Origin of the sequence: Zoogloea sp., assembly GCF_044344315.1 — a bacterium.
Lineage (GTDB): Bacteria > Pseudomonadota > Gammaproteobacteria > Burkholderiales > Rhodocyclaceae > Zoogloea.
This window is the reverse complement of sequence record NZ_JBIJDC010000067.1, coordinates 1-24,676: the sequence shown is the minus strand read 5'-3', so window position 1 is coordinate 24,676 and position 24,676 is coordinate 1. Positions and strand designations below refer to the sequence as shown.

The 24,676-nt window shown below is 65.9% G+C and carries 25 protein-coding genes; 10 read left to right on the top strand and 15 right to left on the bottom strand.

All coding sequences use genetic code 11. The features are described from left to right. Nucleotides 1-33: 33 nt before the first annotated feature. The 5 genes from ACIQ09_RS14500 to ACIQ09_RS14480 all read right to left on the bottom strand — a co-directional run bounded on the left by ACIQ09_RS14500 (nucleotide 34) and on the right by ACIQ09_RS14480 (nucleotide 4,605). Complete coding sequence (locus ACIQ09_RS14500; RefSeq protein WP_398311168.1) at nucleotides 34-1,290, bottom strand: NAD(P)/FAD-dependent oxidoreductase; 1,257 nt, start codon at nucleotides 1,288-1,290, stop codon at nucleotides 34-36. A 17-nt stretch (nucleotides 1,291-1,307) separates the two neighbouring features. Further along, nucleotides 1,308-1,688, bottom strand: coding sequence for a c-type cytochrome (locus tag ACIQ09_RS14495; RefSeq protein ID WP_398311165.1), 381 nt, complete (start codon nucleotides 1,686-1,688; stop codon nucleotides 1,308-1,310). 48 nt (nucleotides 1,689-1,736) lie between these two features. Further along, nucleotides 1,737-2,831 (bottom strand): DUF5666 domain-containing protein, encoded by a 1,095-nt coding sequence (locus ACIQ09_RS14490; RefSeq protein WP_398311162.1) that lies wholly within the window; start codon nucleotides 2,829-2,831, stop codon nucleotides 1,737-1,739. A 104-nt stretch (nucleotides 2,832-2,935) separates the two neighbouring features. Then, nucleotides 2,936-3,832 (bottom strand): DUF6502 family protein, encoded by an 897-nt coding sequence (locus tag ACIQ09_RS14485; protein WP_398311159.1) that lies wholly within the window; start codon nucleotides 3,830-3,832, stop codon nucleotides 2,936-2,938. A 227-nt stretch (nucleotides 3,833-4,059) separates the two neighbouring features. Continuing rightward, nucleotides 4,060-4,605 carry an NUDIX domain-containing protein gene (locus ACIQ09_RS14480; RefSeq protein ID WP_398311156.1) on the bottom strand — a complete coding sequence of 182 codons (546 nt, stop codon included), beginning with the start codon at nucleotides 4,603-4,605 and terminating at the stop codon, nucleotides 4,060-4,062. A gap of 108 nt (nucleotides 4,606-4,713) precedes the next feature. Between ACIQ09_RS14480 and ACIQ09_RS14475 the strand changes: the two genes are divergently transcribed. Further along, complete coding sequence (locus tag ACIQ09_RS14475; RefSeq protein WP_398311153.1) at nucleotides 4,714-5,409, top strand: hypothetical protein; 696 nt, start codon at nucleotides 4,714-4,716, stop codon at nucleotides 5,407-5,409. Here the strand turns inward: ACIQ09_RS14475 and ACIQ09_RS14470 are convergent. From ACIQ09_RS14470 to ACIQ09_RS14440, 7 genes are all read right to left on the bottom strand, one after another. After that, a complete protein-coding gene (locus ACIQ09_RS14470; RefSeq protein ID WP_398311150.1) occupies nucleotides 5,400-5,837 on the bottom strand; it encodes a putative metalloprotease CJM1_0395 family protein in 438 nt (145 codons plus the stop codon). The two genes, ACIQ09_RS14475 and ACIQ09_RS14470, sit on opposite strands and share 10 nt — an antisense overlap. Nucleotides 5,838-6,066: 229 nt before the next feature. Further along, the gene (locus ACIQ09_RS14465) at nucleotides 6,067-6,798 is read right to left on the bottom strand and encodes an ABC transporter ATP-binding protein (protein ID WP_398311147.1); all 732 of its coding nucleotides are present in this window, start codon (nucleotides 6,796-6,798) and stop codon (nucleotides 6,067-6,069) included. Next, on the bottom strand, nucleotides 6,795-7,583 hold the full coding sequence (locus ACIQ09_RS14460; protein ID WP_398311144.1) for an ABC transporter ATP-binding protein: 789 nt from the start codon (nucleotides 7,581-7,583) through the stop codon (nucleotides 6,795-6,797). The genes ACIQ09_RS14465 and ACIQ09_RS14460 overlap by 4 nt, the downstream gene beginning before the upstream one ends. Beyond that, nucleotides 7,580-8,692 (bottom strand): ABC transporter ATP-binding protein, encoded by a 1,113-nt coding sequence (locus ACIQ09_RS14455; protein WP_398311141.1) that lies wholly within the window; start codon nucleotides 8,690-8,692, stop codon nucleotides 7,580-7,582. The genes ACIQ09_RS14460 and ACIQ09_RS14455 overlap by 4 nt, the downstream gene beginning before the upstream one ends. A 129-nt stretch (nucleotides 8,693-8,821) precedes the next feature. Continuing rightward, entirely contained in the window at nucleotides 8,822-9,754 is a 933-nt protein-coding gene (locus ACIQ09_RS14450; RefSeq protein ID WP_296411349.1) for a branched-chain amino acid ABC transporter permease, read from the bottom strand. A gap of 90 nt (nucleotides 9,755-9,844) precedes the next feature. Then, on the bottom strand, nucleotides 9,845-10,957 hold the full coding sequence (locus ACIQ09_RS14445; protein WP_398311137.1) for a branched-chain amino acid ABC transporter substrate-binding protein: 1,113 nt from the start codon (nucleotides 10,955-10,957) through the stop codon (nucleotides 9,845-9,847). A 143-nt stretch (nucleotides 10,958-11,100) separates the two neighbouring features. Next, on the bottom strand, nucleotides 11,101-12,210 hold the full coding sequence (locus ACIQ09_RS14440; protein ID WP_398311171.1) for a branched-chain amino acid ABC transporter substrate-binding protein: 1,110 nt from the start codon (nucleotides 12,208-12,210) through the stop codon (nucleotides 11,101-11,103). A 140-nt stretch (nucleotides 12,211-12,350) separates the two neighbouring features. On the opposite strand from ACIQ09_RS14440, the gene bamE reads away from it, so the two are divergent. The 8 genes from bamE to ACIQ09_RS14400 all read left to right on the top strand — a co-directional run bounded on the left by bamE (nucleotide 12,351) and on the right by ACIQ09_RS14400 (nucleotide 21,877). After that, entirely contained in the window at nucleotides 12,351-12,833 is a 483-nt protein-coding gene (bamE, locus tag ACIQ09_RS14435; protein ID WP_398311134.1) for an outer membrane protein assembly factor BamE, read from the top strand. A gap of 94 nt (nucleotides 12,834-12,927) precedes the next feature. Beyond that, the gene (locus ACIQ09_RS14430; RefSeq protein WP_398311131.1) at nucleotides 12,928-14,709 is read left to right on the top strand and encodes a methyl-accepting chemotaxis protein; all 1,782 of its coding nucleotides are present in this window, start codon (nucleotides 12,928-12,930) and stop codon (nucleotides 14,707-14,709) included. Between the two features lie 242 nt (nucleotides 14,710-14,951). After that, nucleotides 14,952-16,472, top strand: a complete 1,521-nt coding sequence (locus ACIQ09_RS14425; RefSeq protein ID WP_398311128.1) for an aldehyde dehydrogenase family protein — start codon at nucleotides 14,952-14,954, stop codon at nucleotides 16,470-16,472. Nucleotides 16,473-16,560: 88 nt separating this feature from the next. Next, nucleotides 16,561-16,929, top strand: coding sequence for a DUF779 domain-containing protein (locus tag ACIQ09_RS14420; RefSeq protein ID WP_398311125.1), 369 nt, complete (start codon nucleotides 16,561-16,563; stop codon nucleotides 16,927-16,929). A 156-nt stretch (nucleotides 16,930-17,085) separates the two neighbouring features. After that, a complete protein-coding gene (locus ACIQ09_RS14415; RefSeq protein WP_398311122.1) occupies nucleotides 17,086-18,027 on the top strand; it encodes an NADH:ubiquinone oxidoreductase in 942 nt (313 codons plus the stop codon). A 22-nt stretch (nucleotides 18,028-18,049) separates the two neighbouring features. Then, nucleotides 18,050-19,585: a nickel-dependent hydrogenase large subunit gene (locus tag ACIQ09_RS14410; RefSeq protein WP_398311119.1), complete on the top strand. Its 1,536-nt coding sequence runs from the start codon at nucleotides 18,050-18,052 to the stop codon at nucleotides 19,583-19,585. Then, on the top strand, nucleotides 19,575-20,042 hold the full coding sequence (locus ACIQ09_RS14405) for a hydrogenase maturation protease (RefSeq protein WP_398311116.1): 468 nt from the start codon (nucleotides 19,575-19,577) through the stop codon (nucleotides 20,040-20,042). Before ACIQ09_RS14410 ends, ACIQ09_RS14405 begins: the two co-directional genes overlap by 11 nt. Beyond that, nucleotides 20,039-21,877 (top strand): ATP-binding protein, encoded by a 1,839-nt coding sequence (locus tag ACIQ09_RS14400; protein WP_398311113.1) that lies wholly within the window; start codon nucleotides 20,039-20,041, stop codon nucleotides 21,875-21,877. The genes ACIQ09_RS14405 and ACIQ09_RS14400 overlap by 4 nt, the downstream gene beginning before the upstream one ends. Here the strand turns inward: ACIQ09_RS14400 and ACIQ09_RS14395 are convergent. Genes ACIQ09_RS14395 through ACIQ09_RS14385 form a run of 3 tightly spaced genes read right to left on the bottom strand, consistent with a single transcriptional unit; the run spans nucleotide 21,835 to nucleotide 23,507 of the window. Continuing rightward, entirely contained in the window at nucleotides 21,835-22,116 is a 282-nt protein-coding gene (locus tag ACIQ09_RS14395) for a hypothetical protein (protein WP_398311110.1), read from the bottom strand. The genes ACIQ09_RS14400 and ACIQ09_RS14395 overlap by 43 nt on opposite strands. Then, complete coding sequence (locus ACIQ09_RS14390; protein WP_398311107.1) at nucleotides 22,113-22,598, bottom strand: MotA/TolQ/ExbB proton channel family protein; 486 nt, start codon at nucleotides 22,596-22,598, stop codon at nucleotides 22,113-22,115. The genes ACIQ09_RS14395 and ACIQ09_RS14390 overlap by 4 nt, the downstream gene beginning before the upstream one ends. A gap of 3 nt (nucleotides 22,599-22,601) precedes the next feature. After that, nucleotides 22,602-23,507, bottom strand: coding sequence for a tetratricopeptide repeat protein (locus ACIQ09_RS14385; protein ID WP_398311105.1), 906 nt, complete (start codon nucleotides 23,505-23,507; stop codon nucleotides 22,602-22,604). 247 nt (nucleotides 23,508-23,754) lie between these two features. Here ACIQ09_RS14385 and ACIQ09_RS14380 point away from each other — a divergent pair, with 247 nt between their 5' ends. Further along, nucleotides 23,755-24,207: a cupin domain-containing protein gene (locus tag ACIQ09_RS14380; RefSeq protein ID WP_398311102.1), complete on the top strand. Its 453-nt coding sequence runs from the start codon at nucleotides 23,755-23,757 to the stop codon at nucleotides 24,205-24,207. Nucleotides 24,208-24,676 lie beyond the last annotated feature (469 nt).

Sequence of the window (24,676 nt, the reverse complement as noted above, 5' to 3'; positions counted from 1 at the left end):
AAGCGGGAGCCCCCGTTGGGGCTCCCGCGCGTTTCAGCTGAAGCTGTCGGCAAACAGGTTGTTGGCCCAGCCGAACATGTCCTCGTAGTGGTCCTTGGACGGCGTCGGGGCTTCGGCAAGGGTGTTGGGCACCGGCTTCATCAGCCCGGTGGCGGCGTCATAGCCAAACACCACCGTCAGCCAGGAGGCTGTCTTTGAGGTGATCGGGCTATAGCAGGCCGAGTTGGTCATCGGTGCCGGGTCCGGCGCCTCACCGGCGAAGTAGCGGATCAAGGCATCGGCGCACACCTTGGCCTGGGAGTTGGCCATGTGGCCCGACTTGGGCTGGCCCGTCCCCTGGGAATCACCGATCACGTGAATGTGCGGCACCACGGTCGACTCATAACTCAGCGGATTGACTGGCGCCCAGCGTGTTGCGGGATTGGTGCCGAGCAGACCGGCCGCAACAACGAGCTTCCCTGCCTTCTGGGGCGGGATGATGTTGGCGCCATCGGCACGGATCGGTCCCCAGTTGGTATGGATCGTCTTGTTGGCCCAGTCCACCGAGCTCACCACGCTGTTCGGGCGGTACTCGATCACGCTGGCATAGGTGGTCTGGAAAGCCGTATGGAAGGTGTGCGGCTCGGCCACCACGTCATTGTTGGCGTCCAGCACAATGACGCGCCCGGCGCGGCGCCGGCGCAGCAGGGAGTCGGCCAGCAGACAGGCCCGTTCGTAGGGCCCCGGCGGGCAACGGTAGGGTGCCGGCGGAATGGACATGACGAAGGTGCCACCAGCGGGCACCGCATCCAGTTGGGCCTTCAGGGCAAGTGTCTGGGGGCCGGCCTGCCAGGCGTGGGGCAGCACGGCGGTGTCCAGGCCCGGTACGGCGTCGAAGTCGATGCCCGGGGCCAGCACCAGCTTGTCGTAGGGGATGCGGCTGCCGTTCTGGGTGGTCACGATGCGGTTCACCGCATCAATCCCGACGGCCCGGTCGGCCACCAGGCTCACCCCGTACTTGCTGCGCAGAGTGTCGTAGCGCAGGGTGATGGCATTCATGCCCAGCGCCCCGGTCATCACCAGGTTGCTGAGAATGCACGAGACGTGGCTGGGATTCGGCTCGATCAGCATGACCTGGATCTTCGGGTTCCACATGCGGACATACTTGGCCAGCGTGGCACCGGCAAAGCCGCCACCGATCACGACAACCCGCGGTGCGGCCACCTGGGCACGGGCAAGGAGGGGCACGGAGCCGGCAGCGGCGAGCGCACCGGAGACCTGCAGGAGTTTGCGACGATTGTGCGAAAACATGATCTATTCCTTCGGGCTCAGTCGTCGTCCCGCGACTTGCGCCGGCTGGGGGTGCTGGTGGTCGGGGTTGTCGGGGTCGTGGTGGAGACCTTGCCAGAGGTGGCAAAGTAGCGGGCAATCAGCCGGATCTGCGCGTCGGTATAACCAGCCGCCTGGCGGTGCATGATCTCGTCCGGCTTGATCCTGGCCTTCATCTCGATCAGCTCCTTGTAGATCTCGCCCTCACTCTCGCCAGCGAGCTTGTCCATGCCGGACACCGCCTGGCCGTTGGTGCCGTGGCACTGGGCACATTGGGATGCCAGCAGCCGGCCGGCCGGCGGTGCGCCGTGGGCCGCCGCCGTAACCATCAACAGGGCCAGCGCGGATGCGCCGGACAGGTACTTCCGGATCTGTTTCATGTTTTCTCCTCCTCCTGGATGCCCGCAGGGGCGGGCACACCCAAAAACCTAATGTTCGAACTCGATCCGCGCGGCGACGATGGCCCCGCTGCCACTGTCAAAACGGCCCTTCACCTCCACATGACGGCCATTCGCCAGCTCAGCCCGGCTGCCGTCCTCGAAGATCACCGCACCGCTGGCGTCGATCCACTGGCCACGGAGGCGGAAGCGCTGGGTAAGCGGGTCAAAGTCCTGCATCACGCCGCTCAGGTCGAAGGCCTCGTCATCCGATGCGTCCTCGTCGCTGCTCTCCACCTCCCGGGCAACCAGAACACCGTTGCGCACGAAACCCTCCACCTCCACCCGCAGCCCCACCACCAGTGGGCCGTCGATGCGGGCCGCGCTGGCATCCACGTGGACGCCATCAACAGTGAAGGCGGTCTGGGCGCTCAGGCTGGAGATGCTGCCTTCGAGCTTGCTTTCGCCGCGGGTCAATACCGCGCGCTGGGCAGGCTGCACGCCCTCCACCTGCCAGACACCGCCCACTGGGAGGCGTGAAGCGGACACCTGGACGAGGACACCTTCGGCAAGCGCCACGAGCTCACTGGCGGGCACTGCCGCGTAATGGATAAGGACGCCAGCCAGCGTGAAACGACGCTGTACCACGTCGAGATCGCTCACCGACCCTCGCAGCTTGTAAGGGCCGGGCTGGGTCCGCGGCTCGATGCGGGTCGCCGTGTAGGCACCGGCAGCCGCGTTGTAACCGCCGTAAACCTCCACCACGTCGCCGGGCTTCAGCGCAGCAAGGCCGCTTAGGCGCTCATCGAAGACCGTGGAGGCCTTGACGCTGACGCTGGCGCCAAGGACGGTGAAACGGCTGCCGGCCAGATCGACGCTCTCCACCGGGCCCACCAACTCGCTGCCGTAGCGGATGCTCTCCGCCACGCCGCTGCCCGCCACGAAGTCGGCACTGCCGCGGATGGTGGTGACCATGCCCAGCTTCAACGCATCGCGGCCACGCACATTGCCCTCTTCGTCGGTGACCACGGCGTGGCTGTCGTCGTAGCGCACCCCGGCGACGATCACCGAACCAAAGCCCGAGATCGGCCCCATCGAGACAACACTCGACACGGTGCCCGTGCCACCGGTCCCCACACCGGCCATGTCCCCGCCGCCACTCCCGCCACAGGCCATCAGAACCGCCGTCACGAGAGCAGCCGCAAGCCACCCGGAAAGCCGACGTCCGGCTACACGGCAACGGGTGCCCATCACGACCGGTTCTCCCCGTCGTCCGACTCAGGAGAAGATGTCATCGCCATCGGCTCCGAATAGCTGTAAAGACCGATCCGAACACGCTGATTCTGGGCGCGCCCGAGTTTCCGATCTTCCTCGATGAGGGCCTCCAGCGCCGGCACGGCGCCCTTCATCAGGCGCTCCCAACTACCCAGCACCATGCGTCGCACGGCCGCAACCGACTCCAGCGACAACTCGTCGGCAAATACGGCCTGCTCGAAGTGCGGCGGCTCCGCAGCGATCACGTTGCAGACCGCCGCGCTCAGGTGATCGCCAACGTTGTCCCCGAGAAAACCCAGCATCGCCGCCTGGGCGTCGTTCGGCACAAAGGCGTTGCGCACCAGCACAACCTGGTCGGTCTCCCCATCCAGCCGGGCAATGCCCAGCCGGCACAGCTCGTCGAGCAGGCTGCGTGGATGCACGTCCCGGGTCACCGAGTGGGCCAGGCTTTCAAAGCTGGGCTCTCCCGGTGCCTGCGGCAATCGCGGCAAGGGCCGCGGAACACCATTCCCGTCGCAGCACGCGGGGTCGGTCAGCCAGCGGGTGAAGGCTTCGGCGGCCGGCGGGTGACGCACTTCGCGGGCATCGCGCCGGCGCTGCGTGAGGCGCGTGACTTCGCGCCGGTTGAGCCCGGTGGCCACACTGATCCGGCTGACCACGCGCGATGGTGTCTGGGCCGACTGTGCCTTCAGTGCTTCGTCCACAACCGCCTCCTTGAGCATTTCTTCGAGTACCGCAAATGACACCCCCTGCGCCAGCGCCAGCCTGGCCATCGGCCCCAGCAAGGCGCGCAAGGCATCCGCCATCGCGGGGTCCAGGGACTGCCCACCGCCTGCCGCTCCCCGGGCAGGCCCTGCGGAATCGGCGCTCATTGCTTGCCCCCTGCCCGTATCCGGAACACCGGAAAACAGGATCTGCCGCCTTCGGGGCGGCCCAGCGGGTTCATGGCAAAACCTCAGGCAACATGATTGCTCCAAATATTAAATGTGTGATTTGCACATTTCAAGACAGTGTAAGGGTTTTCTTATGTAAGTAAAAAATACTGCGGGGCGCCTTGGCGCCCCGCATCGACTACAGACCCGGCAGCCACGCGGCCGGTTCAACCCTCTCTCAACTCCCGCTCGGCCCAGTACAGGGCCGTGATGGTCTTGGCGTCGGTGATGCGCCCATCAAACACCGCCTCCCGCGCCTCGGCCAGGCTCAGGGTCAGGATCTCCAGGAACTCGCCCTCATCCCAGGCATGCCCCACGTGCTTCAGGTCACGGGCGATGAAGATCTCGATGCGCTCGTTGGAGTAGCCGATGCACGGGTGCATCACCCCCAGGTAGCGCCAGTCCTCGGTGACATGGCCGGTCTCCTCCTGCAACTCGCGCTGCGCACAGCGCAGGATGTCCTCACCCGGATCGATCTTGCCGGCCGGCAGCTCGAGAAAGGCTCGCCCCACCGGATAGCGGAACTGGCGCTCGAACACCAGCCGTCCGTCAGGCAACACCGGAATCACCACCACCGCACCGGGGTGCTTGACGTACTCCCGCAGACCTTCCTTACCATCAGGGAGGCTGACCCTGTCCCGGAATACTTTCAGCAGGCGGCCCTCGAAAACGGCTTCCGACGACAGGGCTTCTTCATGCAAGGGGTCCTTCATCCCGCTCTCCATTCCTGATCTCGCTCAAAACACAAAGACCGCAGCATGGCATCTGCAAGCCTTGGCTGACCAGTCATAATCGCGCCACCTTGCACCTGAAAACGGACCGTGCACAACCCCTTCCCCACCCTGCGTGACCATCTGTTCGACCCCAGCGGTGGCCTGACGTACCAGTTGCGCGCCCTCCGCTACCGCCGCAGCCTGTGGGCCGGCTTCCATGCGACCGTAGCCGGCTGGCTGAGTGGCTGGCAGCCAAACGCCCGCACCCTGGTGATCGTCGGCCCGAACGCCGGTCATGCCCTGCCGCCGGGCTTCCTTGAACGCTTCGAACAGGTCATCGCACTGGAGCCGGACCCCATCGCCCGCCACCTGCTGGCACGGCGGCCGGATGCCCGCCGGCTACGCTTCGACAAGCTCAACTGCCTGAGCACCCCGGATGGCCTGGCCCTGCTGGCGGCACGCTTTCCGGACGCCGCCTTCCTGTTTTCCAACGTGCTGGGGCAGGTCGCCGCGCCAGGCGGGAGCTGGACGGCCCTGCTCTCACGCCATCTGCAGGCACGGCACTGGGCGAGCTATCACGATGTGCTGTCCACGACCCGGGCGCCGGACCGTCACGCTCCGGTGCACAGCGCTGGCCACCTGAGCCTGGAAGCCCTCCTGGCGAATTTCTGGACGCGGGGCGAAGTCACCGTGACCGACCACGAAACCTTGCACCTGGGCGGACGCGGCCCCTTCAGCTATGCCCTGTGGCCGATCACGCCGGCAGGCTGGCAAGTGGTGGAGTGGGTGGTGAATCAGGCGTAGGTGTCGAGGGCCGAGCCGGTGGCCGGCGCGCGGCCCCCGCTCTCTGCCACCCGGTAGGCCTGGGCAGGCCCGGCGGGGTCTTCATCGCGGGAACGGGTGGCCAGTTCGACGCGGGCTTCGGCCGCCATGCTGGCGGCACGGGCTGCGATCTGGCGGTCCTGCCCCGACGGGTCGGCGGGCGCCAGGGCGGCAGCGCGGATCTTCTCGGCCCGGCTCAGGGTTTCTTCGGGCGTGCGCCCGGGGGACACGTTGATGCCGACCTCGCCGCCCACCGCATAGCGTCGGCCATCAGGGCCGGTCTCAAAGGAATAGCTGGCGCCGCTGGTCACCACCCCCGCTCCGGCCGCCACGTGGGCCATCTCGTGGGCACGGACTTCCCGGTCACGCTGCTTGAGTTGCTCCACCCGTCGCAGGTCGGCCTCGCTCAAGCCTTGAGCGTTGCCCTGAGGCTTGCCTTGAACTTCGCCTTGCGCTTCGCCCGGACGCACCCCTGCTCCGCCGGCCCGACTGGTGGGTGCAGCGAACGACGGACTGAATGACAAGGACGAACCAACCGAGGAAACAGACATAAGCAGACACCTGCAAGCCTTGCTTTTCAGCCTAGACGCTCAAACCCCTGCCGTCAGCCCGGCTGCATCACCAAATACCAAAAAGTCCTCACTCACCCAGGTAGGCAGCCCGAACCTTGGGATTGGCCAGCAGATCCGCACCCGAGCCGCTGAGGATGATCGCCCCCGACTCCATCACGTAGGCCCGGCTCGAAAACTCCAGGGCGAGGGTGGCGTTCTGCTCCACCAGCAGCACAGTGACGCCTTCGGCGGCCACCGAGGCGATGACCTCGAAGATCTTTTCCACCACCAGCGGTGCCAGGCCCATGGACGGCTCATCCAGCAGTAGCAGGCGGGGGCGGGACAACAGCGCCCGGCCGATGGCGACCATCTGCTGCTCGCCGCCGGAGAGGGTGCCGGCCACCTGCTGCAGGCGCTCCTTGACCCGCGGCAGCATGCCGAAGATGCGCTCCATGTCGGCTTCCACGGCCTCGTCGTCGCGCCGGCAATAGGCCCCCATGCGCAGGTTCTCCTCCACCGTCAGGCGGGTGAAGATGCCCCGCCCTTCCGGCACCAGGGCCAAACCCTGGCGCAGGCGCTTGTGGGCCGGCAGCTTGTCGATGGCCTGACCGTCGTAGAGGATCTGCCCGCCGGCGGTGCCCAGGGTGCCGGCGATGGCGTTGAGGGTGGTGGTCTTGCCGGCGCCATTGGCCCCGATCAGGGACACCAGCTCGCCCCGGGCCAGTTCCAGGCTGATGCCCTTGACGGCCTCGATGGCGCCATAGGCCACCCGGGTGTCGCGCAGTTGCAGGATGGGGGCTGCGTTATCGGTGGTGCTCATGCCGCAGCTCCTGCCTTGCGGGTGCCATGGCCGCCCAGGTAGGCGGAGATCACGGCGTCGTTCTTCTGTACCTCGGCGGGCACGTCCTCGGCGATCTTCTTGCCGAAATCGAGTACCGCCAGGCGATCGCACAAGCCCATCACCAGCTTCACGTCGTGCTCGATGAGCAGCACGGTGACACCGTCGTGGCGGATGGTCTGGACCAGCTCGCGCAGCTTGCCGGTCTCGGTGGCGTTCATCCCCGCCGCAGGTTCGTCGAGGGCCAGCAGCTGGGGCTCGGTGGCCAGGGCGCGGGCGATCTCCAGGCGGCGCTGGTCGCCGTAGGAGAGGTTCTTCGATACCGTATCGGCAAAGCGCTCGATGCCCACGTAGCGCAGCAGCTCAAAGGCGCGCTCGGTGATGAGGCGCTCTTCCTCCCGGGCATGCTTGGTCTGCAGCAGGATGGAGAACGGATTGGCCCGGGAGCGAAGGTGATGGCCGGCCATCACGTTCTCCAGGGCGGTGAGCTCGCGGAAGAGGCGGATGTTCTGGAAGGTGCGGGCGATGCCGGCAGCCACCACTTCGTGGGGCTTGCCGGTGGGCAGCTCGGTGCCGTTGAAGACGATCTCGCCCTCCTCCGGCACGTAGGCGCCGGTGAGCACGTTGAAGAAGGTGGTCTTGCCCGCCCCGTTAGGGCCGATCAGGCCATACACCTCACCTTTGCGGATGGTCAGGGACACATCGGACAGGGCCGTGAGGCCGCCAAAGCGCTTGGTGATGTGCTTCGCTTCGAGCAGGGTGATCACTTGGTCGCCTCCGTCGGTGCCGGCTTGCCGACCACCAGTTCGGGGCGTGAATAGCGGCTGTGGGCCGGGATCAGGCCCGCCGGGCGCAGCAGCATCATGAAAATCATGGCCAGGGAGAGCAGCAGCATGCGCAGCACCTCCGGATCGAGAATGACCTGATTGAACACCGCCTGCTGCACCGGAACCGCCACATGGCGCAGGATCTCGGGCAGGGCCGTGAGTGCCAGGGCGCCCACCACCACCCCGGCCAGATTGCCCATGCCGCCAAACACCACCATGGTGAGCACGGCGATGGACTCCATCAGCGAGAAGCTTTCGGGGGACACGAAGCCCTGGAAGGCGGCAAACAGCCCGCCAGCCACACCGCCAAAGGTGGCCCCCAGGGAGAAGGCCAGCAGCTTCATGTTGCGGGTATTGATGCCGATGGCCTTGGCCGCCAGCTCGTCGTCACGGATCGCCGCCCAGGCCCGCCCGATGCGGGAGATCTGCAGGCGCTGGACCAGGATGATGGACAGCACCACGAAGGCCAGAAAGACGTAGTAGTACAGGAACAGGGAGTTGATGGTGATGTCGTCCCCGATCTTCAGGGGCCGGGAGATGTCCCAGCCGAAAAGCGCCAGCGGGTCGATCATGTTGATGCCCTGGGGCCCGTTGGTGATGTTGATCGGGTGGTTCAGGTTATTCAGGAATATGCGCACGATCTCGCCGAAACCCAGGGTCACGATGGCCAGGTAATCACCGCGCAGCCGCAGGGTGGGCAGGCCGAGGATGATCCCCGCCAGCGCCGCAAACACGGCCCCCAGCGGCAGCACCAGCCAGAAGGGCAGGTGCAGCTCGAAGTGGGGCGAGGCCAGGAAGGCGAAGGTATAGGCCCCCACCGCGTAGAAGGCGATGTAGCCCAGATCGAGCAGGCCGGCAAAGCCCACCACCAGGTTGAGGCCGATGGCCAACATCACGTAGAGCAGGGCGAAATCGAGGATGCGCACCCAGGTCTTGCCGAAAAGCATGGCAATGAGGGGGGCGCCGAGGGCCAGGGCCAGCACCACCCAGCGGGCTGCAGCCGGGTTGCGCTTGCCGAGCCAGGGAATGGCGAGGGCGAGTTCATTCATGGGGAAACACTCTCAATGGCAGCGAGCGCGATGGATGAGGGCAGATCCGGGGCTTCCGCCGGGCCGCCCCAGGGAAGTCCCGCGCGCCCCTGGGGGGCGGCGAACGCAGTGAGCGTGGGGGTCGTCATATCAGGCGCGGTCTGCGACGCGTTCACCCAGCAGGCCGGTGGGCCGGAAGATGAGCACGATGCCCAGAATGATGAAGGCGAAGATGTCCTGGTAGCTGGAGTTGAGGAATCCGAAGCTCATGTCCTCGATGTAGCCGGCACCGATGGACTCCACCAGCCCCAGCAGCAGCCCGCCGAGCATGGCGCCACCCAGGTTGCCGATGCCCCCCAGCACCGCCGCGGTGAAGGCCTTGAGGCCGGGCATGAAGCCCATGGCGTAGTGGGCAATGCCGTAATTGGAGGAGAACATCACCCCGGCCACGGCGGCCAGGGCCGAACCAATGATGAAGGTGGCTGCGATGATCTTGTTGGTGTCCACGCCCATCAGGCTGGCCACCTTGTGGTTCTCGGCGGTGGCCCGCATGGCTCGGCCGAGGCGGGTCTTGTTGACCAGCAGCACCAGGGCCACCATCAGCACCGCCGACACCACCAGGATGACGATCTGCACCGGGGTGATGAAGACGCCGGCAACGGGCTCCAGGGGCGTGGTGGACACCAGTTGCGGGAAGGTGTGGTAGTTGCGGCCCCAGATGATCATGGCGATGGTCTGGAGCAGGAAAGACACGCCGATGGCGGTGATCAGGGGCGCCAGCCGGGGCGCATTGCGCAGGCGGCGGTAGGCGGTACGTTCAATGGTGTAGCCGAGGATCATGCACACCACCACCGAGATCGACAGCCCGGCCAGCAGGGTCGGGACGAGACCGAGGTCGGGCGCATATATCTGGAGCAGGCGGATGGCCTCGAGGGCCACCAGGGCACCGACCATCAGGATGTCGCCGTGGGCGAAATTGATGAGGCCGAGAATGCCGTAGACCATGGTGTAACCGAGGGCGACGAGGGCATACACGCTGCCCACGACGAGGCCGTTTACGGTTTGCTGGAGAAGGGTTTCCATGGAAACGACCGGATGAGGTTAACGAAATGCTGGGGCGGGGGGTGGGGTCGGGGCGGATTCAGCCCCCCCAACGCCACCATCAGGAACACATTACTGCAGGGCTTCCCACTTGCCGGCCTTGAACTGATAGACCGTCACGGCGCCGTCCTTGATGTCGCCCTTGGCGTCGAAGGCCACGGTGCCGATCACGCCCGGGAAGTTCACCTTGGCGATGCTGCCGGCGTACTTGGCCGGGTCGGCGCTGTTGGCGGCCTTCATGGCCTCGATGATGGCCGAGGCGGCGTCGTAGGAATACGGGGCGTAGATCTGCACGTCGGCATTGAAACGCTTCTTGAAGCGCTCGTTGAAGTTCTTGCCGCCCGGCATCTTTTCAAGGGGCAGGCCCGGCTGGGTGCAGTAGGTGTTGCCGCTGATCGCATCGCCAGCCAGCTTGATGACTTCGCCGGTGCAGCCGCCGTCGCCGGTGATGAACTTGGCGTTGATGCCGAGCTGCTTGATCTGCTTGAGCATGGGGCCGGCCTGGGTGTCCATGCCGCTGTATACGATCACGTCAGGGTTCTGGGCCTTGATGCGGGTCAGGATGGCCAGGAAATCGGTGGCCTTGTCACTGGTGAACTCGCGCCCGGTAAGGCTGCCGCCGTTGGCCTTGACGGCCTTCTCCACTTCATCGGCGAGGCCCTGGCCGTAGGCGGTGCGATCGTCGATCAGCGCAATCTTCTTGCCCAGCTTGGTGGCCGCATATTTGCCGATGGCCAGGCCCTGCTGCACGTCGTTGGCGATGGTGCGGAAGGTGGCCTTGAAGTTCTGCTGGGTCAGCTTGGGGTTGGTGGAGGCGGGAGAAACCTGGGGCAGGCCGGCCTCGTTGTAGATGCGCGAGGCGGGAATGGAGGCGCCGGAGTTGAGGTGCCCGACAACCCCCTTCACGCCACTGTCGGCCAGACGCTGGGCCACGGTGGTGGCAGTCTTGGGGTCGGCCTGGTCGTCCTCGGCCTGCACGTCAAACTTGACCTTCTTGCCGCCGAGGGTCACGCCCTTGGCGTTGTATTCCTCGATGGCCAGGCGGACACCGTTCTCGATGTCCTTGCCCAGGTGGGCCTGGGTTCCGGTGAGGGGTGCAGCGACGCCCAGCTTCACAACTTCCTGGGCCTGGACGGCGGATGCACCAAGACCGAGCACGGCAAGGGCGACAAGGCGGTATTTCATGCGGGTTTCTCCTCTGGTTTGTAGGGTACGACGCTGACTAGCAACTTCGGGGCCGGGCTGGGTAACAGCCCTCCTGTCACGATGTGACATCCTCCCCAAGGGAGGGACGCGCGCCCTTCGGGCTGGCGGGCTCGCGCTCTGTTTCAGGGCCGGGCTTCCCACTTTCCGGCATTGAACTGGTAGAGGGTCACGCCGCCCTCACGGCTGTCGCCGCTGGCATCGAAGGCGATATTGCCGGTCACGCCCTTGAAGCTCAGCTTCTGCATCTGGGGCAGGTATTTGGCCGGGTCGGAAGAGCCAGCCGCCTTCATGGCCTCGATCAGGGCCGTGGTGGCGTCATAGCTGTAAGGGGCGTAGAGCTGCACGGGCACGCCGAAGCGCTTCTTGAAGCGCTCGTTGAACTCCTTGCCGCCCGGCATCTTGTCCATGGGGATGCCGGCCTGGGTGCAGTACACATCGCTGCTCATGGCTGCGCCGGCAATCTTGATCATCTCGGCGGTGCAGGCACCGTCACCCCCCAGGTACTTGGCGGTGATGCCGAGCTGCTTCATCTGCTTGAGCAGTGGTGCCCCCTGGGCATCCATGCCGCCATAGAAGACCGCGTCGGGCTGGGCTGCCTTGAGCTTGGTGAGGATGGCCGCAAAGTCGGTGGCCTTGTCGGTAGTGAACTCGCGCCCCACCGGCGGGGTGCCGAGCTTCTTCAGGCTATCTACCAATGCGTCGGCCAGGCCCTGACCGTAGGCGGTGCGATCATCGATCACGGCAATACGCTTGGCCTTGAGCACCTCGGTGGCAAAACGGGCCATGGCGGCGCCCTGCTGCAGGTCGTTGGCAATGACCCGGTAGGTGGTCTTGAACTTCTGCTGGGTCAGTTTGGGGCTGGTGGACGACGGGGTGATGGCGGGGATGCCCGACTGCTCGTAGATGCGCGAGGCTGGAATCGACGCACCCGAGGTGACATGGCCCACGACGCCCTTCACGCCCGCATCGGCCAGACGCTGGGCCACCGTGGTGGCGGTGCGCGGGTCGGCCTGGTCGTCCTCGGCCTGCAGCTCGAACTTCACCTTCTGGCCACCGATGCTCACGCCCTTGGCGTTGGCGTCGTCGAGGGCCAGCTGGGCGCCGTATTGTTCATCCTTGCCCACGTGGGCAATCGGGCCGGTCAGGGGGCCGGCAAAGCCGATCTTCACCACTGCCTGGGCCAGGCTTGCAGAGCTGCCCGCCACCATCACACCGGCCAGGGCCAGCTTCATTGCGCTGTGTTTCACCTGTTCATCCTCCGCAAAGGGTCTTCGTGCCAGAATGGGCACCCGACTTTTCTGCCCACAATGAGGTGGATTGTAACCAAGCCCGGCCGCTTTGGCGGGATACGGGCCCATCCGGAGAATCCCCGATGCGCAGGCTGTTTTCCCTCCTGGCCGCCCCCCTTGCCGTGGCCGGCCTGGCCGCTTGTGATGCGGTCACCCTGAATGAACTCAAACCCGGTGTCTCCACCGGTTATGAGGTGCGCGACAAGCTGGGCAAACCCGGCATCGAATGGCGCAACGACGACGGCAGCGTGACCTGGGAATACACCCGCCAACCGGAAGGCACGGAGTGCTTCATGGTGACGGTGGGGCCAGACAATGTCGTGAAGAGCATCGAAAACGTGCTCACACCCCAGAACTTCGCCCGGGTTCAACCCGGCTGGACGAAGGACCAGGTGCGCCGCCTGCTGGGCAAACCCCGCTCGGTCCAGGTCTTCTCCCTGAAAAAGGAGGAGGTGTGGGACTGGCGCCTGCCGCCCGAATTCAGCGCCGATGTCTTTTTCAATATTCATTTCGGGGAAAACGGGCAGGTCACCACGACCAGCCGTTCGGTACAACCACGAGGCTGACCCAGGCCCGGATCCTGTTGGCGTAAAACTGACTCAAGACAAGGCACACAATGGCCGTTACATGGCAGACCTTGCCCATGCCCAGGATCCCGTCATGCGCCAAAATCTGCCTGTCACACAAAACGAATATCCGATCGCCGACGGCGCCGCCATCATCAGTCGCACCGATCTGGCCGGGCATATCACCTACTGCAACGAGGAATTCGTCGTCGCCAGCGGCTTCAACCGCGAAGAAGTCATCGGCGAACCCCACAACATCCTGCGTCACCCCGACATGCCTGCCGAAGCCTACCGGGACATGTGGGAAACCCTGCAACGGGGGCGCCCGTGGAGCGGGATCGTCAAAAACCGCCGCAAGAACGGCGATTTCTACTGGGTACGCGCCACCGCAACCTCCCTTGCCGATGGCTCGGGCTACATGTCGGTACGCATCAAGGCCCGACGCGAAGAGATCACCAGTGCCGAAGCCCTCTACGCCCGCATGCGCCAGGACCCGGGCATCCGCCTGGCGGAGGGCCGGCTCGCCCCGAGCGGCATCGGTGCCGCCATCGCGAAAGCCCTACCCCGCACCGGGCTGGCAGCACGTATAGGCCTCGTCAATACCGGCCTTGCCGCCCTGTGCCTGGTTGTCGGGTTTGCCGGTCTCAATGCCACGGACCGGGCGCGTAGCGCCATTGGCACCCTGCATCAGGAGCAGACACAGGCGTTTCAGCAAGTTGCCCCGGACAACCCCGCCCGGAACGAGTTGAAACGCCTGGCGGACGCCAGCAACGCCGCACGCACCCGCATCGAAGCCGACTACGCCCAGACCCGGAACCTGCTGACGGCCCTCGGCGCCGGCGGGCTGGCCCTGGCCGCTGTGGCCACCTGGCTGCTCGTGCGCCGCCTGCGCCAGTCCATCGACGCAGGCAAGCGTGTGGCCGAGGCCATCGCCGCCGGTAACATGCTGCAACCCCTGCCCCCAGCCAGCGACGATGAACTCGGCAGCCTGATCGTCCACCTGGCGGTGATGCGCAACAACCTGCACGAACTGATCGCCTCGATCCGCAACGAGGTAACGGTATTGCTCGGCAACGCCAGCAGCCTGAGCGGTACGGCCGGCGACACCCGGGTGCTGGCCGAGGCGCAGTCGGAATCGGCATCGGCCATGGCGGCCGCCATCGAGCAACTGTCCGTATCCATCGACCACATCAGTGACCACGCCCGGGAGTCCCGCGAGCTGTCCGAGCACTCCGGTGAGCAGGCGGCCCTCGGCTCCCGCGTCATCGGCGATGCCCTTGACGAGATGCGCGGCATCGCCAATTCGGTCAATCACACCGCCCAGTCAGTACGTAACCTGGAAGGACTATCCGGCGAGATCTCGATGATTGTCGGGGTCATTCGCGAAATTGCCGACCAGACCAACCTGCTCGCCCTCAATGCCGCCATCGAAGCAGCACGGGCCGGCGAGTCGGGACGGGGCTTTGCAGTGGTTGCCGACGAGGTGCGCAAGCTGGCCGAACGCACGGCCAACTCCACCGCCGAGATCACGTCAATGATCGAACGCATCCAGGCCGCCACCCGCAGTGCCGCCGACGACATGGACGGCGGCGTCGAGCGGGTGACCCGGGGTGTCGCCCTCGCCGACCAGGCCGGCAGCACCATCCACGCCATCCGTGACAGCAGCCGCCAGGTGTTGAGCTCGGTGGAAGGCATCACCCTTGGTCTCAATGAGCAGTCCTCGGCCGCCCGGGATATCGCGCAGCGGGTGGAGCAGATCGCCGGCGCCTCGGAATCCAATGCCGCCAGCGCCGCGCGCATCACCCACGCGGCCACTGAACTGGAAGGCCTGGCCCGGACCCTGGAGAGCCTTTCCGGCCGCTTCCGCATCGCCTGAGCGACGCCCCCCGAAAGAACAGGTGCTCCATCGTGCACTTTGCATGGAGCACCTGTTCAAGTTTAAGACACTTCTTCGTGACAACTGCTGCAGCGCAGCGTTTTCAGACAGCCCACTCAAAGGACTGATAAAGAAAGAGTTTCTCCTCATAAACAGGGCTGATCGGCCCCTGGCACGCCCCCTGCTGATATGGGATAACGCTGAGCAAAGCGTTTTCAAACCAAATCCAGGAGGAGACTTCCATGCTGTATGCACTGCCCGGTTCTGCCGACGCCAAGATCCAATACAAGTCCCAGTACGAAAATTTCATCGGCGGCAAGTGGGTTGCCCCGGTCAAGGGTGAATACTTCGACGTCATCACCCCGATCACCGGCAAGGCCTACACCAAGGCCGCCCGCTCCGGCGCAGAAGACGTGGAACTGGCCCTCGACGCCGCCCACGCCGCTGCCGATGCCTGGGGCCGCACCTCCGCCGGCGAGCGCGCCGGCCTGCTGCTGAAGATCGCCGACCGCCTGGAAGCCAACATCGAGCGCCTGGCTTACGCCGAAACCGTCGATAACGGCAAGGCCATCCGCGAAACCCTCAACGCCGACATCCCGCTGACCGTCGACCACTTCCGCTACTTCGCCGGCTGCCTGCGCGCCCAGGAAGGCGGCATCTCCGAGATCGACGAAAACACCGTCGCCTACCACTTCCACGAGCCCCTCGGCGTGGTCGGCCAGATCATCCCCTGGAACTTCCCGATCCTGATGGCCGCCTGGAAGCTGGCCCCCGCCATCGGCGCCGGCAACTGCGTGGTGCTCAAGCCCGCTGAATCCACCCCGATCTCGATCCTGATCCTGGTCGAACTGATCGCCGACCTGCTGCCGCCGGGCGTGCTCAACGTCGTCAATGGCTACGGCCGCGAAGTCGGCATGCCGCTGGCCACCAGCCGCCGCATCGCCAAGATCGCCTTCACCGGCTCCACCGCCACCGGCCGCGTGATCGCCCAGGCCGCCGCCACCAGCCTGATCCCCGCCACCCTCGAACTCGGCGGCAAGTCGCCCAACATCTTCTTCGAAGACATCATGGCCGCCGACGACGCCTTCCTCGACAAGGCTGTCGAAGGCATGGTGCTGTTCGCCTTCAACCAGGGCGAAGTGTGCACCTGCCCGTCCCGCGCGCTGATCCAGGAATCGATCTACGAGCGCTTCATGGAAAAGGTCATGGCCCGCGTCAAGGCCATCAAGCAACTCAGCCCCCTCGACACTGACAGCATGATGGGTGCCCAGGCTTCCCAGGATCAGCTCAGCAAGATCATGTCCTACATGGAAGTCGGCCGCCAGGAAGGCGCCGAGTGCCTGATCGGCGGCGATCGCACCCACATGGACGGCGACCTGGCCGGCGGCTATTACATCCAGCCGACCCTCTTCAAGGGCCACAACAAGATGCGCGTGTTCCAGGAAGAAATCTTCGGACCGGTGCTCGCCGTGACCACCTTCAAGGACGAAGCTGAAGCCCTCGCCATCGCCAACGACACCCCGTACGGCCTCGGCGCCGGCGTGTGGAGCCGTGACGGCAGCCGCGCCTACCGCATGGGCCGCAACATCAAGGCCGGCCGCGTGTGGACCAACTGCTACCACGCCTACCCCGCCCACGCCACCTTCGGCGGCTACAAGGAATCCGGCATCGGCCGCGAAAACCACAAGATGATGCTCGACCACTACCAGCAGACCAAGAACCTGCTGGTCAGCTACAGCCCGAACGCACTGGGCTTCTTCTGATCCAAGTGTTGTACGTGTAAGGCAAGGTGTTACGGGGCGAGAACCGCTCGCCCCGTTTTTTTCGTTTACCTCACCTGAGGACGCGACCATGGTCGATCGCATCACTGCCACCGAGGCCGCCCTGCAGTTCATTGACGAACTGCGCACCGATTTCGGCCCCCTGATGTTCCTGCTCTCCGGAGGTTGCTGTGACGGCAGTGTCCCCAACTGCTACAAGGTCGGCGAGATCCTGCCCGGGCAGACGATGATCCTTCTCGGCCAGGTCGGCGGCGCCGACTTCTACCTGGGACACCAGGAGTTCCAGTATTACGAAAACAGCCAGTTGATCCTCGACGTCCGGCCGGGCAACGGCGGTGACTTCTCCCTCGACTGTGGCCGGGGCAAGGCTTTCGTCACCCAGTCCCGTCTCTTCTCCGACACCGAACTGGCCGCCCTCAAGCCCATCGACAGCGCCTGAAGCACGGCATCGCCCAGACTGGGCAATGCCAACGGACTTATCGCCCCCCAGCCACGCAAGCTGTCGAGTTGCCGGCCGTAATATGAGGACACAGCCCATACTGCCGCAAGCAAGGTGGCAGTACGCGGCCCCACTACCTCCGGGGAGATTTCAGCCATGGCGACGCTTCTCTGGCTGCAGACCGGCGCCTGCAGCGGCGACACCATGTCTCTTCTGTGCGCAGACAGCCCGTCCATCGAGAACCTCGTACGCAAGGGCAGCATCGAGATCCTGTGGCACCCCTCCCTCAGCGCCTCCACCACAGGCGGCCTGGGCGAGATCATTGCCGCCATCGAGGCAGGCCGGCAAAGCCTCGACATCCTGTGCATCGAGGGCAGCCTGATCACCGGCCCTTACGGCACCGGGATGTTCGACAGCTACCGCGGACGGGCCAAGATCCACATCGTCGAGGCCCTCGCCCGCCACGCCGGCTACGTACTGGCCGTGGGCACCTGCTCGGCGTTTGGCGGCATACCGGCAGCCCCGCCCAACCCCACGGACTGCACCGGCCTGCAGTGGGACCATGATCGGCCCGGCGGCCTGCTTGCGCCAGAGTGGCGCTCCCGCACCGGCCTGCCCGTAATCAACCTGGCGGGCTGCCCTACCCACCCCGCTACCATCACCCGCAGTCTGGCAATGATTGCCCACGCTCTACCCATGGAACTGGATGCCCTGAACCGCCCCAGGCTGTTTTACGGAACCATGGTCCACCAGGGCTGCACCCGCAACGAATACCACGAGTACAACGTCGAAGAGACCCAGCCGGGCGGGCGTGGATGCATGTACTTCAACCTCGGCTGCCAGGGCCCCGGCACACTCGCCACCTGCAACAGCGAGCTCTGGAACGGACGCAGCAGCAAGACCCGTGTGGGGGTCCCCTGCTTCGGCTGTACCTCTCCGGGCTTCCCCAAGGACGGGGATCTGTTCCGCACCGACAAGATCGGTGCAGTACCGGTCAAGCTCCCCCTGGGCGTTTCCCGCGGGCACTACATGGCTTACAAGAACCTGGCCGGGGCCGCTGCGCCGCAGCGTGTCAAGGACCGGGAGATGGAACCCTGAGCCCTTCCCCGAGCCCCACTGTATGGCACGCACCACGCTGAACATTGACCTGAACCGTGTTGAGGGTGACCTGGAATTCCAGGTGGACCTGGACGGACGTACCGTGGTCGACGCACGCTGCGTCGGCACGCTGTTTCGCGGCTTCGAGCAATTGCTGATCGGCCGCGCCCCCCGCGACGGGCTGGTGATCACGCCCCGGGTATGCGGCATCTGCGGCACGGCCCACCTCTACGCCGCCGCCCTGGCCCTGGAGCGCCTCGCCAGCCTGCCGGTCCCCCCCCAAGCCACCCTGATCCGCAACCTGTGCCTGATGGCCGAGAACGTCCAGAGCGATCTGCGCCAGAGCTTCCTGTTCTTCACCCCCGACCTGGTGCATCCGCGCTACGCCAGCCAGCCCCTGTTTGCCGACATCGATCGCACATTTGCCCCGATGCAGGGGCACATGGTGCGTACAACCCTCGCCGCCAGTCGCAAGATCGTGCAACTGGTAGCGCTTTTTGGCGGCCAGTGGCCTCACTCGTCCTACATGCTGCCAGGGGGCGTGGTTCGGGGCGCCAACGCCCGGGACCTCATTGAATCCCAGGACATCGTGGACCAGAGCATCGCCTGGTACGAAGCCGAAGTGATTGGCGACACGCTGGAAACCTGGCTCAGCCTCGACAGCGTCGACGCCTTCCTTGCCTGGCTGGAGCTACCCGCGCACGCGGCCAGTGCCATCGGCCTGCTGACCCGCTTCGCCCGCGCCATCGGCCTGCACCGGACTGGCGGCGGCAGCCGGCATTTCCTGAGCAGCGGGGCGTGGCACGACCCCATCCGCTGGCAGCCTCCGTACGGCGATCCGGTCAGCCTGCTGGCGGCCGGCATCTACGACGCAGACCGTGGCCTGCGGGATCCCTTCGACCCCCAGCAGATCAACGAACACGTTCGCCACTCCTGGTATCGCCCCTATCCCGGCGGGCGCCACCCCTATATCGGCGAAACCGTGCCGGACTACCAGCCCGATACGGACCGCTACACCTGGGCCAAGGCCCCCCGCTATGGTGATCGTGTCGTCGAAACAGGCCCCCTGGCGGAACTGCTGGTGGAGGGGGACCCGCTGCTGCGCGCACTCCTCGCCAGCGAGGGCGCCAACACCTGGCTGCGCCAGTTTGCCCGCCTGCGCCGCACCGGCCTGACCCTGCAGCTGATGAGACAGCAGCTGAACGAGCTCGCCAGGCAGATCGGCAGCCCCCACTACCTCCCGCCCCCCGACAATGCCTTCTCGGGGGGCGAGGGCTTCGGCCTCGTGCAGGCCGCCAGGGGCAGCCTCGGACACTGGATCCAGGTGGAAGACGGCCACATCAGCCGCTACCAGATCGTCACCCCCACGGCCTGGAACGCCTCGCCCAGGGACAGTGCAGGCCAGCACGGCCCCTGGGAGCAGAGCGTCATCGGCCTGGAACTGGCCGACCCGGCCGACCCCATCGAGATCGGCCACGTGGTGCGTGCCCACGACCCCTGCCTGGTATGCACCGTGCACTTTGTCGGCAGCGGACAACGTCACCGCTATGGTGTCTGAGCGCACCCACATCGTCTGCTTCGGCAACGAGCTGCACGGGGACGACGGCCTTGGGCCGGCGGTCCACGCCCTGCTCTCGCAAGCCCCGCTTCCCGCAGGGGTGCGCCTGATGCGCGCCGATGTGGCAGGCCTGTCGGCCATCGCATGTTTCGAGGACTGCGACCGCGTGATCATTGTGGATGCCCTGCTCGGCCATGGCCCGGCAGGCACCCTGTACCAGCTTGACGCCCTGCCGCTGGCCGAGGCCGCCGCCCGCGACGAAGCCCCGGCCGGCTTCCACGGGGCAGGCGTGGGTGCACTGCTGAGCCTGCTGCCGGCGGCGCTGGATGTACTGCCCCGGATGATTCTGATCGGTGTCGAGATCCTCGCCACGCGCCCCTTCACCCCGGGCCTTTCCGCCGCCGTTGAGGCCCGCGTGGGCGAGGCCGCCCGACGTGTGCTGAGCCTGCTGTCATGAGTCGCGGGCACCGCCCCCCGATCGCCGCCGAACAGGACGCCACCACCCAGGCGGAGGTTCAGCGCCTGCACACCGAAGTCGAGGCCCTGCGCCATGCCAATCGCGCCCTGGAGCAACAGATCGGCGTTGTCACCGGGATGATGGACGCGATGGTGGACGAGGTCAGCCGGAAGTCCCGCGAGCTTGAAGAGCGAAACGCCGAACAGGCACGCCTGTCGGCATTTGTCGCCAACGTGATGGACACCATGGACAGCCTCCTGCTGGTGCTGGACCGTTTCGGCAGGATCCGCCAGGCCAATGCCTCCGTGCGCCGCAGCCTCGGCATCGACCCTGCCGAGCTGATCGACGGCAGCCCCGACAGCCTCCTCGTCGCCAGCACCCTCACCCAGCTACAGGCCGCCGCGCCCAGCAGCGCCCCGGGCATGGTCCTGTTCCGCACCATTCTGCAGCGCGGTTCGCTGGATATGGAGAGCGGCATGTTGAGCCGCCTGCCAGGGCCGCCGGTGCGCCATTTCATGCTGCGCGCAGCCACCCTCCATGATCGCTGCGGCAAGCTTGAAGGCGTGGTCATCGTCGGGTCGGACATCACCGCCCTGCGGGCCCGGGAAGAAGCGCTGAGTGAAAGCGAAAAGCGCTTTCGCGACTATTCGACCGTGTCTTCGGACTGGTTCTGGGAAACCGATGCGGAGATGCGTTTCACCGCCTACGTGGGGCCCGACCGCAACAACCGCCACATGATCGACATCGTGCGCGGCAAACAACGACAGGACTTCGCCGCCCCCGAGGACCTGGAAGACACGGCCAAGTGGCGCCGCTACCTGGAGACGGTGGCTGCCCGACAGGCCTTCCGTGACTTCGAGTACTGCATCGCCCCTCAGACCATTGGCATCGCCTGGTTCAGCGTCTCGGGCACCCCTTTCTTCTCCAGCGATGGAAGCTTCCTGGGCTACCGCGGCACGGCAAAGGACATCACCCCGCGCAAGGCCATCGAGGCCGAACTGCGCCGGCACCGGGACCACCTCTCCGAGCTGGTGGATGCCCAGACCGCCGACCTGACGGCCGCCAAGAACAGCGCAGAGCGGGCCAACCAGCTGAAAAGCGAGTTTCTCGCCAACATGTCCCATGAATTCCGGACACCGCTGCACGGCATCCTGTCCTACGCCCGGCTGGGCGAAACCCGCACCGGCCATGCCCCGGACGAGAAGCTTGCCAGCTACTTCAGCCGCATCCACCAGAGTGGCAGCCGCCTGGCTGCGCTGGTCAACGACCTCCTTGACCTGGCCAAGCTCGAGGCGCGACAGGTCAGCTTCAGCTTCGGGCCTGCGGATCTGACGGTGGTGGTGGAGCGGGTGTGCAGCGATCTTGGCGCACTTATCAGCAGCCGTCGGCTGCGCGTGGACATCCAGCGTGACACCGCCAGCACGGTGGGCTGGATCGACCCCCAGCAACTCCATCATGCGGTCCAGAATCTGCTCTCCAATGCACTCAAGTTTGCGCCTGAAGGCAGCACCATCGACGTGAGCTTTCGGGATGCCCTGATCGGCCAACGCGAGGCTCTGGCCCTGACTGTGAGGGACCGGGGTATAGGCATCCCGCCGGGCGAGGAAGAGCAGATCTTCGACAAGTTCGTGCAGAGCAGTGCAACCAAGACGGGCGCCGGCGGCACAGGGCTGGGCCTGGCCATCACCCGGGAGATCCTGCTTGGCCATGGCGGGACCATCACGGCCCGCAATCACCCGGAGGGCGGCGCGGTCTTCGAGATCCGGGTACCCCGCAGCGCCTGGGCACTGTCCTACTCCGGCACGAGCACCAGGGACCCGTCGGGCAAACGGTAGGCCGTCCCCGCCCGGACACCCCCTTCGGCCGTGGTCGCCGCGCCTTCACCCTGAAAGCGTTCGACCTTCCGGCCCTCCGGCAAGGCCTGGGCGGCCGCCGGAGACTGCTGGGGGTTGCGCGCCAGCGCTAGCAGCAGGGCGGCCACCAGGACCAGGAACACATCAATCAGATTGACCATGGACAACAGAGGGTCGTCCCCCTCCCCCTCGTCAACCAGGCGCAGGCGGATCCGGCTCATGCGGCAAGCCCTTCCTTCTCGATGGCCAGCAGGTCGGCGGCATACCAGCGCCGGCGCACACTCACCACCGCGTAGCTCAGGGCCGCAGCAATCAGGGCCAGGATCACCGCCGAAAAGGCCACCATCAGGCTGCGTGACACATCCCCCAGGCTCCCTTCGCCGAGGGCCTTGAGGGCCGGCCCCATGGGGATCATGGTGGCCACCAGCCCCAGCAGCGGCGCTACCCGGGTGGCAATGCGGGCGAACTCCAGGCGCGCCAGGGCCAAGGCCTCCAGATCAGCCAGCAGCAAGCCGGGGTCGCGGCGCCGCGCCTCGGCCAGTTCGAAGCCGGCCGCCACCCCGGCCCGGCGCTGGCGCGCCTGCCACAGGAAGGCCCCGAGGGCGTAGAAGGCATGCGCAAAGAGCAGGCCGATGGCCAGCAGCACGGGGATCAGGAACAACTGGCTGGCCGCGTACATCAGGCCGTCGATGGAAGCATTCATGGTTCAGGTGTGGAGAGTGGGAAATGGGAAGCGGCGCAGGTGAGCACCAGCCTGGCGAACAGCGCCCGCCATGAGGAGCGCCGCCATCACTGCGACCAGCACGGTGGAGCCCGGATGAGCCGGTGCCTGGGCCACGGGTGCCGGCACCAGGCGCTGCGCAGCGCGTGTTTTGCCCGGTAGCGGCGCCGAAACGGGCGCACCGGGCTGACCCGCCGGCGTCTCGGCGACAAGATGCCGGGCAACGACAGGGCGGGGAGGAAGCGCCGCAGGGCGCATGGGTACGGCCCCCTCCTCGAACAGCTCCCCGGGCAGAGGCACGGCAGGCACCACAGGGGGAGACGCGCTACCCACCCCACGGGCCAGACCGTCCCGGTCGCCTACGTGGTAGCCGGTGCGCAGGAACTCGATGGCATCCGGGTTGCCCTCGGCGGCCGCGGCCTCGAACCACTCGCGGGCCGCCTCCACATCCCGGGGCACGCCCTTGCCCTCGTGCAAGGCGCTGGCGTAGTGGAGCTTGCCGAGGGTGGCATAGGGCGAATCTCCCGCCCCGGCGGCACGGCGCATCAGTTCAGCCGCCGCCGGCAGATCGGGCGCACCCAGGGCGCCGTCCTGCAGCATCAGGGCTTTCCAGATCATGGCGCCGATGTAGCCCGCCTCGATGCAGCGATCAAAGATGCGCATGGCCGTCGCGTGGTCACCACACTTCTCGAAGAGATAGCCCTTGCTGCACACCATCATGCTCGCCGGCTGATCGGCCATGTACTCCAGGGTCTGGTCGCCCACCACATGGGCCAGATCGGTGGGTTCGCCAGTCTGGGGCACGGGCCCGCCACAGAACAGGTTGTTGGCCGCCGCGTTGCCGGACAGCAAGGCCATGACCAGCAGTGCTGCGGTGAAGGATCTGCGCATGTTCGCCCCGGGGTGGATGACGGACGGCACCACCCGGCACCGTCCCAGCCCCTGGACTCTAGGGCCTGCCATCCGCCGGGTCAGCGGCATCCTGCCCCGGATGCAGCAGGCAATTTGCCCGCCCGCATCAACACAAAGAGGGCGGGAGAAATGCCCGCTGCTTTACGGGCAAGCTGACCTCGGCGGCCTCCTACCGTGGGGTTTCTACTGGCGCCAGCCATCCGGCCCAATCCACGAGGAGACATCCATGCCCACGCATTTCGACGCCAACACCATCCCCTGGCAACCCTTCGGCGACTTTCCCCATTTCGCCTTCAGCATCCTGCAGGTAGACATGCAGCAGCGCATCGCCGACGTGCTGTTCCGCTTCGACGCCAACCAGCAGATCGTGCTGCATCGCCATAAGGCCCTCAACCACACCTTCGTGGTGCAGGGTGAGCATCGTCTGTATGAAATGGACGGGCGCCTGCGTGAGGTACGCCCCACTGGCAGCCACACCGTCTCGCCCGCCAATGAAACGCCCCACCGGGAAGGAGGCGGGGCCACGGACGCCATCGTGCTGTTCAGCATGCGGCCGCAGCCGGGGGAGATCCTCTACGAGATCCTCGATGACGCCGGGCAGCCCATCGCCGAGATCACCCTGGAAACCCTCCAGGCCATCTTCGAGGCTCAACAGCAGGCCGCAGCCATAGCCGCCTGAGCGGTTCAGGTTCTCTACGCGAAGCGCAGCCGTACAGCGGGAGGAAGGACCTGCAGGTACGGCATGCCGGTGACGGGGAGGGACCGTGGGGTCGAATTCATTGGCTATGTTCGCGTTAAGTGTGGAAAGCGCTTTCGCTTCGACAGGTAAGGCTTGAGCTCTTGCTTACGGGCGTTCCGTTGCTTGGCGTTACATCGGCCGGGATTTCGCCCCGGCAGGCGACCTTCTTCTTTGCTTCGCCAAAGAAGATGATATGGACGCCTCCCGCCCACCTCCACCCACGAAATGACCGACTGCCGGTGCTGACACCGTCAAAGCGGTTCGGCAAGGGGGAAAGGCCCTTCCTGCGGTGCTGAAGGGGGGAACCTCGCGTCTGACGGCATCAAGTGCCAAAGTGGAGTTCCGAACAACCACCTGCGACGAGAGGTTCCCGAGATGAATGCTACAACGTACGGCATGGATATCGCCA

Excerpts from the sequence above, each read along its gene's own strand:
- ACIQ09_RS14490 (WP_398311162.1), bottom strand. The coding sequence starts at position 2,831 with ATGGCCGGTGTGGGGACCGGTGGCACGGGCACCGTGTCGAGTGTTGTC.
- ACIQ09_RS14430 (WP_398311131.1), top strand. The coding sequence starts at position 12,928 with ATGCGCCAAAATCTGCCTGTCACACAAAACGAATATCCGATCGCCGAC.
- ACIQ09_RS14390 (WP_398311107.1), bottom strand. The coding sequence starts at position 22,598 with ATGAATGCTTCCATCGACGGCCTGATGTACGCGGCCAGCCAGTTGTTC.
- ACIQ09_RS14495 (WP_398311165.1), bottom strand. The coding sequence starts at position 1,688 with ATGAAACAGATCCGGAAGTACCTGTCCGGCGCATCCGCGCTGGCCCTG.
- ACIQ09_RS14450 (WP_296411349.1), bottom strand. The coding sequence starts at position 9,754 with ATGGAAACCCTTCTCCAGCAAACCGTAAACGGCCTCGTCGTGGGCAGC.
- ACIQ09_RS14405 (WP_398311116.1), top strand. The coding sequence starts at position 19,575 with ATGGTGTCTGAGCGCACCCACATCGTCTGCTTCGGCAACGAGCTGCAC.
- ACIQ09_RS14415 (WP_398311122.1), top strand. The coding sequence starts at position 17,086 with ATGGCGACGCTTCTCTGGCTGCAGACCGGCGCCTGCAGCGGCGACACC.
- ACIQ09_RS14380 (WP_398311102.1), top strand. The coding sequence starts at position 23,755 with ATGCCCACGCATTTCGACGCCAACACCATCCCCTGGCAACCCTTCGGC.
- ACIQ09_RS14425 (WP_398311128.1), top strand. The coding sequence starts at position 14,952 with ATGCTGTATGCACTGCCCGGTTCTGCCGACGCCAAGATCCAATACAAG.
- ACIQ09_RS14410 (WP_398311119.1), top strand. The coding sequence starts at position 18,050 with ATGGCACGCACCACGCTGAACATTGACCTGAACCGTGTTGAGGGTGAC.
- ACIQ09_RS14395 (WP_398311110.1), bottom strand. The coding sequence starts at position 22,116 with ATGAGCCGGATCCGCCTGCGCCTGGTTGACGAGGGGGAGGGGGACGAC.
- bamE (WP_398311134.1), top strand. The coding sequence starts at position 12,351 with ATGCGCAGGCTGTTTTCCCTCCTGGCCGCCCCCCTTGCCGTGGCCGGC.
- ACIQ09_RS14485 (WP_398311159.1), bottom strand. The coding sequence starts at position 3,832 with ATGAGCGCCGATTCCGCAGGGCCTGCCCGGGGAGCGGCAGGCGGTGGG.
- ACIQ09_RS14465 (WP_398311147.1), bottom strand. The coding sequence starts at position 6,798 with ATGAGCACCACCGATAACGCAGCCCCCATCCTGCAACTGCGCGACACC.
- ACIQ09_RS14480 (WP_398311156.1), bottom strand. The coding sequence starts at position 4,605 with ATGAAGGACCCCTTGCATGAAGAAGCCCTGTCGTCGGAAGCCGTTTTC.
- ACIQ09_RS14455 (WP_398311141.1), bottom strand. The coding sequence starts at position 8,692 with ATGAATGAACTCGCCCTCGCCATTCCCTGGCTCGGCAAGCGCAACCCG.
- ACIQ09_RS14500 (WP_398311168.1), bottom strand. The coding sequence starts at position 1,290 with ATGTTTTCGCACAATCGTCGCAAACTCCTGCAGGTCTCCGGTGCGCTC.
- ACIQ09_RS14420 (WP_398311125.1), top strand. The coding sequence starts at position 16,561 with ATGGTCGATCGCATCACTGCCACCGAGGCCGCCCTGCAGTTCATTGAC.
- ACIQ09_RS14400 (WP_398311113.1), top strand. The coding sequence starts at position 20,039 with ATGAGTCGCGGGCACCGCCCCCCGATCGCCGCCGAACAGGACGCCACC.
- ACIQ09_RS14385 (WP_398311105.1), bottom strand. The coding sequence starts at position 23,507 with ATGCGCAGATCCTTCACCGCAGCACTGCTGGTCATGGCCTTGCTGTCC.
- ACIQ09_RS14440 (WP_398311171.1), bottom strand. The coding sequence starts at position 12,210 with ATGAAGCTGGCCCTGGCCGGTGTGATGGTGGCGGGCAGCTCTGCAAGC.
- ACIQ09_RS14445 (WP_398311137.1), bottom strand. The coding sequence starts at position 10,957 with ATGAAATACCGCCTTGTCGCCCTTGCCGTGCTCGGTCTTGGTGCATCC.